Below are 12901 nucleotides of genomic sequence, written 5' to 3'. Positions count from 1 at the left end.
TTCTGCGTTATGGCTGAGATACGCACGCTACACCGAACAGGATTGGTCGCCGCTACGCGGCAGGTTTTCCCACCCGGTCCTGCGCCCCACTCGTGCCGTTGCGCCCGGAAGTCGCCGGATCAGCGGCACGGTTGGCCGCCGTGCGCGCCGTACCGCACTATCCGTCGCCTTCTCGGGGCACTATGAAGCACGTGGCGACCGCGGACAGGCGTGGTGTTCGGGGTGGCGGCGCGAGCCGGGTCGGTGGCGCCGTCCGCTCTGTCGGGCGTGCCCTGCACTTCCCGGTCACCGGTGCCGCGCGGGGCATCCGCAAGGCCACGCACGCGCAGGGTGCGGGCGAGTCGGGGCTGGGCAAGCTGATCGAGCTGCACGCGGTGAACGGCGCCGGCGATGTCATGATCACCGTGGCGCTCGCCTCCACCGTGTTCTTCTCCGTGCCGACCGCCGAGGCGCGGGGGCGGGTCGCGCTGTACCTGGCCATCACGATGGCGCCCTTCACCGTGCTCGCCCCGGTCATCGGCCCCCTCCTCGACCGGCTGCCGCACGGGCGGCGCGCCGCGATGGCCGGGGCCATGCTGGCCCGTGCGCTGCTCGCGCTGGTCATCTCGGGGGCCGTGGCGAGCGGGAGCCTGCAGCTGTATCCCGCGGCGCTGGGGGTGCTGGTCGCGTCGAAGGCGTACGGCGTGGTCCGCAGCGCGGTCGTACCGCGGCTGCTGCCGCCCCGGTTCTCGCTGGTGAAGGCCAACTCGCGGGTCACCCTCGCCGGGCTGCTGGCCACCGGTGTCGCCGCCCCGGTCGCGGCGGGGCTGCACCAGACCGGGGATCCCTGGCCGCTCTACGGCGCCTTTGTGATCTTCGTCGGGGGAACGTTCCTGTCGTTCTCGCTGCCGCCCAAGGTGGACTCGGCCAAGGGCGAGGACGTGGCCCTGCTCGCCGCCGACGAGCAGCATCTGCACGGGCCGCAGCGCAGGAGGGACCAGGTGAGACGGCCGGGGCTGCGGACCGTGGGCCCCGCCGTCACGCACGCGCTCGGCGCCAACGCCGCCCTGCGCTGCCTGTCCGGCTTCCTGATCTTCTTCCTCGCCTTCCTGCTGCGCGAGCATCCGCTGACCGGCGAGAGCGCGGCGGTCTCGCTGGGGATAGTCGGGGTGGCCGCCGGTGCGGGCAACGCGCTGGGCACGGCCGTCGGGGCCTGGCTGAAGTCACGTGCGCCCGAGGTCATCATCGTGACCGTCGTCGCGGTGGTGCTGGGCACGGCGATCGTGGCCGGCCTGTTCTTCGGGGCGTTCCTGGTGGCCTGCCTCGCCGCCGTCGCCGGATTCGCCCAGGCGCTGGCCAAGCTGGCCCTGGACGCGCTGATCCAGCGGGACGTGCCGGAGCTGGTGCGCACCTCGGCGTTCGCCCGCTCCGAGACGCTGCTGCAGATGGCGTGGGTGTTCGGCGGCGCCGTCGGTATCGTGCTGCCGCTCAACGGGACCCTCGGCCTGCTGATCGGCGCGTCGTTCGTCGCCGTCGGCTGGCTGGCCACGCTCAAGGGGCTGCTCGCCTCGGCCCGGCACGGCGGCCGACCACGGCCCCGCGTGGCCTGACCTTCCACGGCCCGCCTTCCCGCCCGCTCCCGGCATAACGAACCGGACACGGTGTCCGGCCCGCAGGACCGGCTGGCGTAACGAACCGGGCACGCCGCACCCCGCGTGGGCGGAGGGCTCGGGGCGCCCGATAGCCTTCGGCCATGACCACGCTGCAATCCGTTGTGCGACGCCGCCGCGCCGTCGCTGTTGCCGGCGCCGTTTCCGCCGGACTGCTCGCCCTGTCGGCCTGCGACAAGCCGTCGCCCGTCTCGACGGTCACCGTCGGCAAGGACTCGGTCAACTCCGAGGCCACCTGCTACAACGACGGCAAGGCGCTGGACGCCAAGTCGCTGGCGCAGTGCGTCAAGAACGTCGACAAGGCCGAGTCGATCAAGGTCGACCAGGACGAGACCGTCCGCTTCGGCGTCGACCCGAAGATCGCGGACGCCGGCTGGATCGTCCTGGTCAACGGCCAGCAGTTCACCGACGTCAGCAAGAAGACCTACCGCACCATCCCGGGCAGCGCGTTCTTCAACCAGCAGTACGGCACCCAGGGCGACACCAACACGGTCACGATCCGGATGGGCGACAAGTCCAACCTCGGCATGTGGTCGTTCAAGCTGAAGAAGGCCTGATCACGGCTTCCGTGCGCGTCCTCGTCGCCACCGCGGTCCCGGCCGAGCGGGACGCGGTGGCACGGGCGTTTCCCGGGGCCGTGACCGAGGTGCGGCTCCCCGGCGCGCTCCTGTGCCGTACCGCCGCGGGCTGGGACCTGCTCGCCGCCGGGGTCGGTCCGGCCCTCGCCGCCGCGTCCACCGCCGGCGCCCTGACCGCCGCCGCCCTGGAAGGTGCCCCGTACGACCTGGTCGTCTCGGCCGGGATCGGCGGCGGCTTCCCGCCCGGGGCGCCCGTCGGCTCGCTCGTCGTCGCCGACGCGATCACCGTGGCCGACCTGGGCGCCGAGACCGCCGACGGCTTCCTTCCGGTCACCGAGCTGGGCTTCGGGACCGTCACCCACCGCCCGCCGCGCTCCGCCGTCCGTGCCGTGTCCGAGGCCACCGGCGCCCGCACCGGCACGATCCTCACCGTCTCCACCGTCACCGGCACCGCCGCCCGCGCCGCCGCCCTGCGCGCCCGGCACCCCGGCGCGCTCGCCGAGGGCATGGAGGGCTTCGGGGTGGCGGAGGCGGCCGGCGCGCACGGGGTGCCGGTACTGGAACTGCGCGCGGTCTCCAACCCCGTCGGCCCGCGCGACCGCGCCGCCTGGCGTATCGGCGACGCCCTCAGCGCGCTCACCGAGGCGTTCGGGAAGTGCGCACCCGCACTGGAGAGTTGGACAGCACATGAGCCCACTGAGCCCTGACAGCCGACCGCTGCAGATCGCGTACTCCCCCTGCCCCAACGACACCTTCGTCTTCGACGCCCTCGCCCACGGCCGCGTCCCCGGCGCCCCCGCGCTGGACGTCACCTTCGCCGACATCGACATCACCAACGGCATGGCCGAGCGCGGCGAGTTCGACGTACTGAAGGTGTCGTACGCCGTCCTGCCGTACGTCCTCGGCGCGTACGCGCTGCTGCCGTGCGGCGGTGCGCTGGGGCGGGGCTGCGGGCCGCTGGTACTCACGCGGGAGCCGGGCCTCGATCTGACGGGCCGTACGGTCGCGGTGCCCAGCGAGAAGTCGACGGCGTATCTGCTGTTCCGCCTGTGGGCGGCGGACACCCTGCCCGGCGGCGGGGTCGGCGAGATCGTCGTCCTGCCGTTCCACGAGATCATGCCGGCCGTACGGGACGGCAAGGTGGACGCCGGTCTGGTCATCCACGAGGCCCGGTTCACCTACCGGAACTACGGGCTGCACAAGCTCGCCGACATGGGCGAGCACTGGGAGGGGACCACCGGGCTGCCGATCCCGCTCGGCGCGATCATCGCCAAGCGCTCACTGGGCGCCGGCGCGCTGGCCCGGCTCGCCGACTCCATCCGCGCCTCCGTGCGGGCCGCCTGGGACGACCCCGAGGCGTCCCGGCCGTACGTCATGGCGCACGCCCAGGAGATGGACCCGGCCGTGGCGGACCAGCACATCGGGCTGTACGTGAACGAGTTCACCGCCGGCCTCGGCGAGGACGGCTACGCCGCGATCCGTGGCCTGCTCACACGTGCGGCGGCCGAGGGGCTGGTGCCGCCCCTCGGCCCGGATGCGCTTGCGTTCCCGTAGGTCGGGTTCTCCTTCCGCGCCGGCTCAGACGTCCAGCTGGTCGGCGACCGCCCGCAGCAGGCCGGCGATCTTCTTGCCGGAGGCCTTGTCGGGGTAGCGGCCCTTCTCGAGCATCGGCGTGATGTTTTCGAGGAGGGTCGTCAAATCCTGCACGATCGAGGCCAGCTCGTCGGGCTTCTTGCGCTGGGCGGCGGCGACCGACGGCGCCGGCTCCAGCACGGTCACCGACAGCGCCTGGTCACCGCGCTGACCGGCGACGACGCCGAACTCCACGCGCTGTCCCGGCTTGAGTGCATCGACTCCGGCGGGGAGAACCGAGGAATGGACGAAGACGTCACCGCCGTCGTCGCGGGAGAGAAAGCCGAAGCCCTTCTCGCTGTTGAACCATTTGACACGCCCGGTCGGCACCGTCTGTCCTCGTCCTCGTACTCGTTGGGAAAACTGCCACTGCTTCGAAAGTGCTCTTGATAGCAGTAGAGCGGGTCGACCACGACCCGCCGCTACCAAGGCTAATGGTCTCGGGGCGGGTGACAAGACGTCCCCCGGTTGTTCTCTCGCGCTGGGAACTACCCTGGTCCGGTGCGTGACAAAACCCAAACGAATTCCGCCGCGCCCGGTGACGGGCTGATCCGCGCCGGGGCGATCGTCTTCTTCATCGGTGCCGTGGCCGCTCTGGTCACGGTGGCGCCGCTGTTCCTCGGCGCAAAACCTTTCCCGACCTACATGTTCGGCCTGAGCATGCTCATGGCGGTCGGTTTCCTGGTCGCCGGTGCCGGTGTCCTGCGGTCCGTCACCGCCGCCCGGCGTCAGACGCGCGGCGCCTCCCACTCCGGATCCGCGCCGCAGTAGCCGGTCAGCCAGGCGGGGAAGACGGACAGGTCGTCGAGGACGACGTCCGCCCCGGCGGCGAGCAGTTCGTCGGCGGAACAGGGCCCGGTCGCCACGCCGACGGCCACCGCTTTCGCCGTACGGGCCCCGCGCACGTCCCCGACGTGGTCGCCGACGTACACGCCCGCGCCGTACTCGCGCAGCGCCTCCGCCTTCTGCTCGGCCCACAGGTCGCCCACGACCACGTCCGGCTCGATGCCGAGGTGGGACAGGTGCAGCCTGGCGTTGGGCTCGTACTTCGCCGTGACCACGAGCGTCCGGCCACCGGCCGCGCGCACCCGTTCCATGGCCTCCGCGGCGCCCTCCATGGCGGGCGTCGCGGCGATGGCGATGGACGGGTACATCTCCCGGTACAGGGCGGCCATGGCCCCGACCTGCTCCTCGGGGAACCAGTTGACCAGCTCCTCCTTGAGCGGCGGGCCGAGCCGGGTCACCGCCAGATCGGCGTCGATGTACGTCCCGGTCCGCTCCGCCAGGGCCACGTAGCACGCGCGGATGCCCGGCCGGGAGTCGATGAGGGTCATGTCGAGGTCGAAGCCGACGGTGAAGGTCATATGGGCCATTGTGTCAGCGGGTGCCTCCGGCGGTCCGGGCCGGTCGCGCCCCTCCGGGGCGCTCGTCACCGTCTCCGCTGCGAGCGCCAGACCAGGTACAGCGCCGAGGCGACGGCCGCGCCCCGGACCACCCACGGCCAGGTCCCGGCGATCGCATCGTTCATATGACCCTGTGCGATCGGCTCGCCCCAGCGCCCGTTGTCCCGGCCCCACAGCCACGCCAGCCCCGCCACGACCGCCGCACCCGGCAGGACCATCACGGCCCACTTGGTCTCCGCGGGGGTCAGCCGCCGGGAGCCGTAGGCGATCGCCCAGCCCAGGATCAGGGCGAACCAGTTCCCGAGCACCGCACCGGCGACCAGCGCGGCGGCGGCCAGCAGCAGGAGGGGGTTGGTCCAGCCGGCCGCGGGGCGCGCAAGCAGGCGGCGGCGCGGGGCGGCCCCGGCCTCGGTGGCCTCCGGCGCCGCCGCCATGGTGTCCGGGGCCGCCTGCGCCGGTGTCCCCTCCGTCGGCTCCGGTGGCCGTTTGAGCAGCTCCGGGATCTCCACACCGCCGACGAATCCCGGCACCGAGTCGGTCTCGGCGGCCGGCCGGCCGACGCCGCCAGGGCCGCCGAGGCCGCCGAAGGGACTGCCGCCCACCCGCCACCAGTCGGGCTGCACGGCGCTGTCCCCGAGTTCGTGCGCGGGGGCCAGGTGCGGGGGTGACGGCGCGTCGCGCGGGGCGGAGGGCTCGGGTCCGGCCGGGCGCTGCCGGGGGACGATGCGGCGCAGGCCCGTGCGCCTTTCCCCGCCCTGTTCCCACCGCACCCGGCCCGCGGCCCGATCGCCGTCCGCCGGCTCCGGCTTGCGCGCGCCCGGCGCGGGCTGCACCGGCACGGCGGCGGGCGGCTGCGCGACCCGCCCGGCACCGAACCCACCGGACCCGCTCGCCCCACCGGACGCACCGGCCGTGCCGCCCGCCGCCTCGACGACCTCGTCGGGAGTGCCCAGGCGTTCCAGGATGCGGCGGACCGCGGCGGGACTGTCCACGGTCGCCCTGGCCCGGTCCCGGTCGATCTCGTTGCGCAGCTCCGACACGAGCCGCATGCGCGTGGCCGACGGCAGCTGCCGCTGATGAGCGATGTCTCCGACACGGCTCAGGTACTCGTAGACGACCTGGTCGCTCTCGATCCCCAACGGAACCCCTCCGGGGTGACGGCGATGAGACCCCGTGAGGACGTTAGCGCAGAGTCGCTGCGCCGAGCCCGCCCCGGAACCGCGGGAGCCCCCCTCGACACCGGTAACCGCTACCGTGGGTCAGATGAGCCAAGCGGCCCACCCAGCCCCCCGTTCCCTCGCGGAGGCGCTCCGCGCGCGGGACGACGTCTTTCTGGCCGCGCTGCTGCGCAGCCGCCCCGACCTCATCACGCCCGTCCCGACCGACCTCACCCAGCTGGCCACCCGCGCCGGTACCCGCGCCTCGGTGCTGCGGGCGCTGGAGCGGCTGGACCGGTTCGCGCTGCAGACGGCGGAGGCGCTGGCCGTGGCCCCGGACCCGGCGTCGTACGACACGCTGCTCGGGCTGATGGCGGGGTACGGCGCGGACGACACGGTCGCCGCCGCGCTGCCGCACGCCCTCGCCACCCTGCGCGAGCAGGCGCTGGTGTGGGGCGACGACGAACGGCTTCGGCTGGTGCGGACCGCCCGCGAGTTGCTCGCGCCCTCCCCGCAGCACCCCTCCCCGACGGGGCTCGGGCCCAGCGTGCTGGAGGCCGCCTCGGGGATGTCGCCGGGCCGTATCCAGGAGATCGTCACGGCGGCCGGACTGCCCTCGACGCACGACTCGGTGTCCGCCGTGGCCGCGCTCACCACGCTGTTCACCGACCGGAAGAAGATGGCCAGGCTCCTCGCCGGCGCCCCGGAGGCGGCCCGCGAGGTGCTGTCGCGACTGGTGTGGGGGCCGCCGTACGGGCAGGTCACTCCGGATCCGGCCGCGCATCTGCGCTGGCTGCTCGACCGCGGTCTGCTGCTGCCGACCGCGCCGGGCACGGTCGTGCTGCCCCGCGAGGTGGCCCTGCATCTGCGGGAGGGCCGCGCCCATCGCGTGCCGGAGCCGCTGCCGCCCGCCGTGGAGCCGGCTGCGACCCACGGTCCGCAGGTGGTGGACGCGACGGCGGCTGGGCAGGCGTACACCGCTCTCGCCACCGTCGAGGAACTGCTGAAGGACTGGGACGAGGGCGGTCCGGCCGTACTGCGGGCCGGCGGCCTGAGCGTCCGGGATCTGAAGCGGACCGCCGTCGCCCTGGACGTGTCCGAGCCGGTCGCCGCGTTCTGGGTGGAGCTGGCGTACGCGGCGGGCATGGTCGCCTCCGACGGCGAGGCCGACGAGCGGTACGCGGCCACGCCCGCCTACGACGAGTGGCTGGAGCGGCCCGCCGCCGAGCGCTGGGCCGCTCTCGCCGAGGCCTGGCTGACGGCCACCCGGACGCCGGGGCTGGTCGGCGGGCGGGACGCCAAGGACCGCACGCTCGCGGCGCTCGGGCCGGGTCTGGACCGCTCGGCCGCGCCCGAGGTGCGGCACCGGGTGCTGATGCTGCTGGCCGGTCTGCCGGCGGGCGCGGCCCCCGACCCCGAGTCGGTACTGGCCCGGCTGCGCTGGGAACGGCCACTGCGCGGACCCCAGCGGCCGGACGGCGAGGAGGACCTGCGCTCCCGGCTGGCCCGCTGGACCCTGTCCGAGGCCGAACTCCTGGGCATCACCGGGCGGGGCGCCCTGTCGGCACACGGCCGTGCGCTGCTGGGCGCCCCGGCGGCGACGGGCTCGCGTGGCGGGTCGGGCGCCCCGGGTGCGGCCGGCTCCGCGGCATCCCGCTCGGCCTCCGGCACAGGAGGCTCCACGGCCTCCGGTGCGTCCTGCGCCCGCTCGGCCAAGCCGGCCAGAGCGGCCGGTCCGGGCGGCTCCGCCGAGCCCGCCGGAGCCGGTGACAAGCTGCCCGTTCACCATCACCACCGGCCGGCGGCCGGACCCGCCCCGCTCTCCCCCGCCGAGCAGGCCGTGGCGACGGCCGCCGCCGCCCGCCTCCTCGCACCTCTCCTCCCCGAACCACTGGACCACGTGCTGCTCCAGGCCGACCTGACGGCGGTGGCGCCCGGTCCGCTGCGGCGACCGCTCGCCGACCTGCTGGGCGTGCTCGCGGACGTCGAGTCCAAGGGCGGCGCGACCGTGTACCGGTTCACCCCGGCGTCGGTGCGGCGGGCCCTGGACGCCGGCCGTACCGCCGCCGATCTGCACGCCTTCCTCATCGAGCACTCCCGCACCCCGGTCCCGCAGCCGCTCGCCTATCTGATCGACGACATGGCCCGCAGACACGGCCACCTGCGGGTCGGCGCGGCATCGGCGTACGTACGCTGCGACGACGACACCCTGCTGAACGAGATCCTGGCCGACCGGCGCGCCGCGGCCCTGCGGCTGCGCCGCCTCGCCCCGACCGTGCTGGCCGCCCAGTCCGATCCGGCGACGCTGCTTGAGGGCCTGCGCGCGATGGGCTACGCGCCGGCCGCCGAGTCCGCCGAGGGCGACGTCCTGATCGCCCGCGCCCACGCCCACCGCACCCCGCCGCGCACCGCCCCCGAGCCGGTCCCGGACGGACCGCCGGCGCCCGACAGCACGCTCCTCGCGGCGGCGATCCGCGCGATCCGGGCGGGCGACCTGGCCGCCACCACCCCGCGCAAGCCCACCGGGGCGGCAACCCCCCTGGCGGGCGGCGAACTGCCCCGCACGTCCTCCGCCGAGACCCTCGCCACCATGCAGGCCGCCGTCCTGACCGGTGACTCCCTCTGGATCGGCTACGTCAACGCGGAGGGCAGCGCCAGCCAGCGCGTCATCGCGCCGGTCCGTGTCGAGGGCGGCTTCGTCACGGCGTACGACCACACGGCGGACGAGGTGCGCACCTATCCGCTGCACCGGATCACGGGGGTGGCGGAGCTGGCGGAGGACTGACCCTGATCACCGGCCGATAGGGCACACTGGACGTTTGGCCGTAGGGAAAGGGTGTACCGAGCGTGAATGGTCCACTGATCGTCCAGTCCGACAAGACCCTGCTCCTGGAAGTCGACCACGAGCGGGCCGACGACTGCCGTCGGGCCATCGCGCCGTTCGCCGAGCTGGAGCGGGCGCCGGAGCACATCCACACCTACCGGGTCACGCCGCTCGGGCTGTGGAACGCGCGCGCCGCCGGACATGACGCCGAGCAGGTCGTGGACGCGCTGGTGCAGTACAGCCGGTATCCGGTGCCGCACGCGCTGCTCGTGGACATCGCCGAGACGATGGACCGCTACGGACGGCTCACGCTCAGCAAGCACCCCGCGCACGGGCTGGTGCTGACCACCACCGACCGGCCGGTGCTGGAGGAGGTGCTGAAGTCCAAGCGGGTCAGTCCGCTGGTCGGGGCGCGGATCGACCCGGACACGGTCGTCGTGCACCCCTCCGAGCGCGGGCAGATCAAGCAGATGCTGCTGAAGCTGGGCTGGCCGGCCGAGGACCTCGCCGGGTACGTCGACGGTGAGGCGCATCCGATCGAGCTGCTGGAGGAGGGCTGGGCGCTCAGGCCGTACCAGAAGCAGGCCGTGGAGAACTTCTGGCACGGGGGCAGCGGGGTGGTGGTGCTGCCCTGCGGCGCCGGTAAGACGCTGGTCGGGGCGGGGTCCATGGCGCAGGCCAAGTCGACCACGCTCATCCTCGTCACGAACACCGTCTCCGCCCGGCAGTGGAAGCACGAGCTGGTGAAGCGGACCTCGCTGACCGAGGACGAGGTCGGTGAGTACAGCGGGACACGCAAGGAGATCCGGCCGGTCACCATCGCCACCTACCAGGTGCTGACGACCAAGCGGAAAGGTGTCTATCCGCACCTGGAGCTGTTCGACTCCCGGGACTGGGGGCTGATCGTCTACGACGAGGTGCATCTGCTGCCTGCTCCCGTCTTCAAGTTCACCGCCGATCTGCAGGCGCGACGGCGGCTCGGTCTGACGGCCACCCTCGTGCGCGAGGACGGCCGCGAGTCGGACGTGTTCTCCCTGATCGGGCCGAAGCGGTTCGACGCGCCCTGGAAGGAGATCGAGGCGCAGGGGTACATCGCGCCGGCCGACTGCGTCGAGGTCCGGGTGAATCTGACGGACTCCGAACGGCTGGCGTACGCGACGGCCGAGACGGAGGAGAAGTACCGCTTCTGCGCGACGACAGACACCAAGCGGAGGGTGACGGAGGCGATCGTCCGCCGGTTCACCGGCCAGCAGATCCTGGTCATCGGCCAGTACATCGACCAACTGGATGAGCTGGGCGAGCACCTGAACGCGCCCGTCATCAAGGGCGAGACCTCCAACGCCCAGCGCGAGAAGCTCTTCGACGCCTTCCGCGAGGGCGAGATCAGCGTGCTCGTCGTCTCCAAGGTCGCGAACTTCTCCATCGACCTGCCCGAGGCCACCGTCGCCATCCAGGTGTCCGGCACCTTCGGCTCCCGCCAGGAGGAGGCCCAGCGGCTCGGCCGGGTCCTGCGCCCGAAGGCCGACGGACACCAGGCGCACTTCTACTCGGTCGTCGCCCGCGACACCATCGACCAGGACTTCGCCGCCCACCGCCAGCGCTTCCTGGCCGAACAGGGCTACGCCTACCGGATCATGGACGCGGACGAGATCCTGACCGAGGACAGCACGGGCTGAGCCGCCCGCAGCGCCGCCGCCGCGATCATCGCCAGCCCCAGCAGGGGGTACGGCGAGGCCAGTGGCTGTTGCCACCAGGGCAGGTGCAGGTCGTGGTCGCCCTCGTGCGGGACCAGCCAGAGGGTGCGGGCCGTGAAGGCCGTGGCGGTGGCCGCCGCGAGCCGGATGCGGCCCTCGGCGAGCAGGACCGCGAGGAGCGGGACGCACCACACCCAGTGGTGGGACCAGCTGATCGGTGAGATCAGCAGGGCCGTGAAGGCCGTGAGCAGGACGCCGTGCCGTTCCTCGCGGACGCGTGCCGCCAGGCACAGGCCCGCCGCACCCACCGCCACCGCGGGCAGCACCCAGGCGAGTCCCGGCGCCGCGGTGCCGAGCGCTCTGGCGATCAGGCCCTGCAGGGACTGGTTGTCCACGATCCACGCCTTGCCGACCCGGTCCGTCTCGTACAGCCGGCGGGTCCAGAAGTCGGCGCTCGCCGCCGGGAGCAGCAGGGCGCCGAGCAGGACCGTGCCGGTGCAGGACGCGACCGCCGTCCACGCCTCCCTTCGCCGGCCTCTGAGGAACAGGTACGCCGCGAACACCGCCGGGGTGAGCTTGATCCCGGCCGCGAGGCCCACGGCGACGCCCTTGCCCCGGGCGCCCGGAGGCCGGGTCAGGTCCCAGAGCACCAGGCCGGTGACGGCCAGGTTGATCTGCCCGAACAGGAGCGTCTGGAAGACCGGTTCGAGCCACAGGGACAGGGCGGTCGCCGTGCAGAGCGGGGATACGGAGATCCGCCGGCCGGCCAGGCGGGCCGAGAGGACGACCAGGGTCGCGAGCAGGAGCGCGTTGCCCGCGAGGCAGGCCGCCTTCAGGGACGGGAGGGGGAGCCAGGTGGTGGGGACGAACAGGGCCGCCGCGAAGGGCGGGTAGGTCGCGGGGAGCCGCCACCGGGTGACGGCGAAGCCGTACAGACCGGTGCCGTGGACCACGGCCGCGCCCTCGGCCCGGTAGACGAGCAGATCGGCCATGGGCGCGTGCTGCAGGACGCACAGGGTGAGGAAGAGGGCCGCAGAGGCGGGCAGGGAGACGGCCGGGAGAAGCGTCGGCATCCGATTCCGCACCGTCTGCTGGGGCACGGACGCGACCCTATGCGGTTACTTGCGGCGTATGCCCGCTTCCTCGCCGTACTCGCCGAGGATGACCACGCCGAACGCGGCCTCGGCGAACACCTTCACGGCGCGCAGGGCGTTGCCGAGCAGGTGGTGGTGCGGGCCGTCCACGGCTGTGGCGCCGGCCGGCGGGCGGACAGGGACCGGATGGATGGTTGCTGCGCTCATGCCTTCATGGTCGCTCTCACGTGGCCTGTTCGGCATCGGTCCACAGAGCCAATCTTCCCGTTCTTCGCGTACGCCGGTGGATGGAGTGCTCCCCCTACGCCGGGCGGCATCGCCCCCTAGGGGTCCGCATTCCGATTCACGGCCCGGCGCTGGAGTGCGCCCGCACGAGCCCCTCCCGCGCCCCTTCCGGTCCGGACCTCCGGGCCGCGCTCCGGTCCACCTGAAAACGTTCCTCCGGCACACGCCGACGGCATCTGCCGAGCACGGGCGGCCGCCGGCCACGCTCCCGTTCAGCACTCGAACACACCCTGAACGGACAGAATATTCAGACAATCCGACTCTTCTCCTTCATCTTGTCGGACCGCCCCGCTCTCCGGCTAGCTGGTGGCAGGCCGCCCTCGGGGGGCGGAAAGACGACCCGTAAGGAGAAACAAGTCATGAAGAAGGCCTACGAAGCACCGACCCTCGTCCGACTCGGTTCCTTCCGTAAGGAGACCGGACTCCTGCAGCGGAACGGCAACGACCGGCTCATCCTGAGCAAGAACTGAACACGGCGACGAGCGAAGGTCTCTAATGGGCCTTGTCGGGCCGTGGGGAAGACTACGGTCCGTAGCCGCCAGCAGGTGAGCACTCCAGGTCTCCGAATCATTGCGAGTTCTGAGG

13 protein-coding genes are annotated in these 12901 nt (G+C 73.1%); 8 read left to right on the top strand and 5 right to left on the bottom strand.

Features of this window, described 5'->3' with window-relative positions; all coding sequences use genetic code 11:
• The first annotated feature begins 182 nt into the window (after positions 1-182).
• The 4 genes from ACZ7GZ_RS35285 to ACZ7GZ_RS35270 all read left to right on the top strand — a co-directional run bounded on the left by ACZ7GZ_RS35285 (position 183) and on the right by ACZ7GZ_RS35270 (position 3781).
• Positions 183-1589: an MFS transporter gene (locus ACZ7GZ_RS35285; RefSeq protein ID WP_471030653.1), complete on the top strand. Its 1407-nt coding sequence runs from the start codon at positions 183-185 to the stop codon at positions 1587-1589.
• A 143-nt stretch (positions 1590-1732) separates the two neighbouring features.
• Positions 1733-2206 (top strand): DUF2771 domain-containing protein, encoded by a 474-nt coding sequence (locus tag ACZ7GZ_RS35280; RefSeq protein WP_471030650.1) that lies wholly within the window; start codon positions 1733-1735, stop codon positions 2204-2206.
• Positions 2179-2934 (top strand): futalosine hydrolase, encoded by a 756-nt coding sequence (locus tag ACZ7GZ_RS35275; RefSeq protein WP_471030649.1) that lies wholly within the window; start codon positions 2179-2181, stop codon positions 2932-2934. Before ACZ7GZ_RS35280 ends, ACZ7GZ_RS35275 begins: the two co-directional genes overlap by 28 nt.
• Positions 2915-3781 carry a 1,4-dihydroxy-6-naphthoate synthase gene (locus tag ACZ7GZ_RS35270; RefSeq protein WP_471030648.1) on the top strand — a complete coding sequence of 289 codons (867 nt, stop codon included), beginning with the start codon at positions 2915-2917 and terminating at the stop codon, positions 3779-3781. The genes ACZ7GZ_RS35275 and ACZ7GZ_RS35270 overlap by 20 nt, the downstream gene beginning before the upstream one ends.
• A gap of 24 nt (positions 3782-3805) precedes the next feature.
• Here the strand turns inward: ACZ7GZ_RS35270 and ACZ7GZ_RS35265 are convergent, their stop codons facing one another.
• Positions 3806-4189: a cold-shock protein gene (locus ACZ7GZ_RS35265; protein ID WP_023549364.1), complete on the bottom strand. Its 384-nt coding sequence runs from the start codon at positions 4187-4189 to the stop codon at positions 3806-3808.
• A gap of 171 nt (positions 4190-4360) precedes the next feature.
• Between ACZ7GZ_RS35265 and ACZ7GZ_RS35260 the strand changes: the two genes are divergently transcribed.
• Positions 4361-4630 (top strand): hypothetical protein, encoded by a 270-nt coding sequence (locus ACZ7GZ_RS35260; RefSeq protein WP_471030646.1) that lies wholly within the window; start codon positions 4361-4363, stop codon positions 4628-4630.
• On the opposite strand, the gene ACZ7GZ_RS35255 is transcribed toward ACZ7GZ_RS35260, so the two are convergent.
• Both ACZ7GZ_RS35255 and ACZ7GZ_RS35250 read right to left on the bottom strand, forming a co-directional pair.
• The gene (locus ACZ7GZ_RS35255) at positions 4588-5223 is read right to left on the bottom strand and encodes an HAD family hydrolase (protein WP_471030644.1); all 636 of its coding nucleotides are present in this window, start codon (positions 5221-5223) and stop codon (positions 4588-4590) included. The two genes, ACZ7GZ_RS35260 and ACZ7GZ_RS35255, sit on opposite strands and share 43 nt — an antisense overlap.
• 65 nt (positions 5224-5288) lie before the next feature.
• Positions 5289-6401, bottom strand: coding sequence for a hypothetical protein (locus ACZ7GZ_RS35250; protein ID WP_471030641.1), 1113 nt, complete (start codon positions 6399-6401; stop codon positions 5289-5291).
• 124 nt (positions 6402-6525) lie between these two features.
• Between ACZ7GZ_RS35250 and ACZ7GZ_RS35245 the strand changes: the two genes are divergently transcribed.
• Entirely contained in the window at positions 6526-9204 is a 2679-nt protein-coding gene (locus tag ACZ7GZ_RS35245; protein WP_471030640.1) for a helicase-associated domain-containing protein, read from the top strand.
• Between the two features lie 62 nt (positions 9205-9266).
• Entirely contained in the window at positions 9267-10919 is a 1653-nt protein-coding gene (locus ACZ7GZ_RS35240; protein WP_471030637.1) for a DNA repair helicase XPB, read from the top strand.
• Here the strand turns inward: ACZ7GZ_RS35240 and ACZ7GZ_RS35235 are convergent.
• Positions 10868-12010: a glycosyltransferase 87 family protein gene (locus tag ACZ7GZ_RS35235; protein WP_471030730.1), complete on the bottom strand. Its 1143-nt coding sequence runs from the start codon at positions 12008-12010 to the stop codon at positions 10868-10870. The two genes, ACZ7GZ_RS35240 and ACZ7GZ_RS35235, sit on opposite strands and share 52 nt — an antisense overlap.
• 45 nt (positions 12011-12055) lie before the next feature.
• Positions 12056-12238 carry a hypothetical protein gene (locus tag ACZ7GZ_RS35230; protein WP_471030634.1) on the bottom strand — a complete coding sequence of 61 codons (183 nt, stop codon included), beginning with the start codon at positions 12236-12238 and terminating at the stop codon, positions 12056-12058.
• Positions 12239-12675: 437 nt separating this feature from the next.
• On the opposite strand from ACZ7GZ_RS35230, the gene ACZ7GZ_RS35225 reads away from it, so the two are divergent.
• Positions 12676-12786 carry a keywimysin-related RiPP gene (locus ACZ7GZ_RS35225; protein WP_470991048.1) on the top strand — a complete coding sequence of 37 codons (111 nt, stop codon included), beginning with the start codon at positions 12676-12678 and terminating at the stop codon, positions 12784-12786.
• Positions 12787-12901: the final 115 nt, after the last annotated feature.

This window comes from Streptomyces sp. NPDC037288, assembly GCF_055603265.1.
Note: the sequence above shows the minus strand (reverse complement) of the source record. Positions and strands in the feature narration are given on the sequence as shown.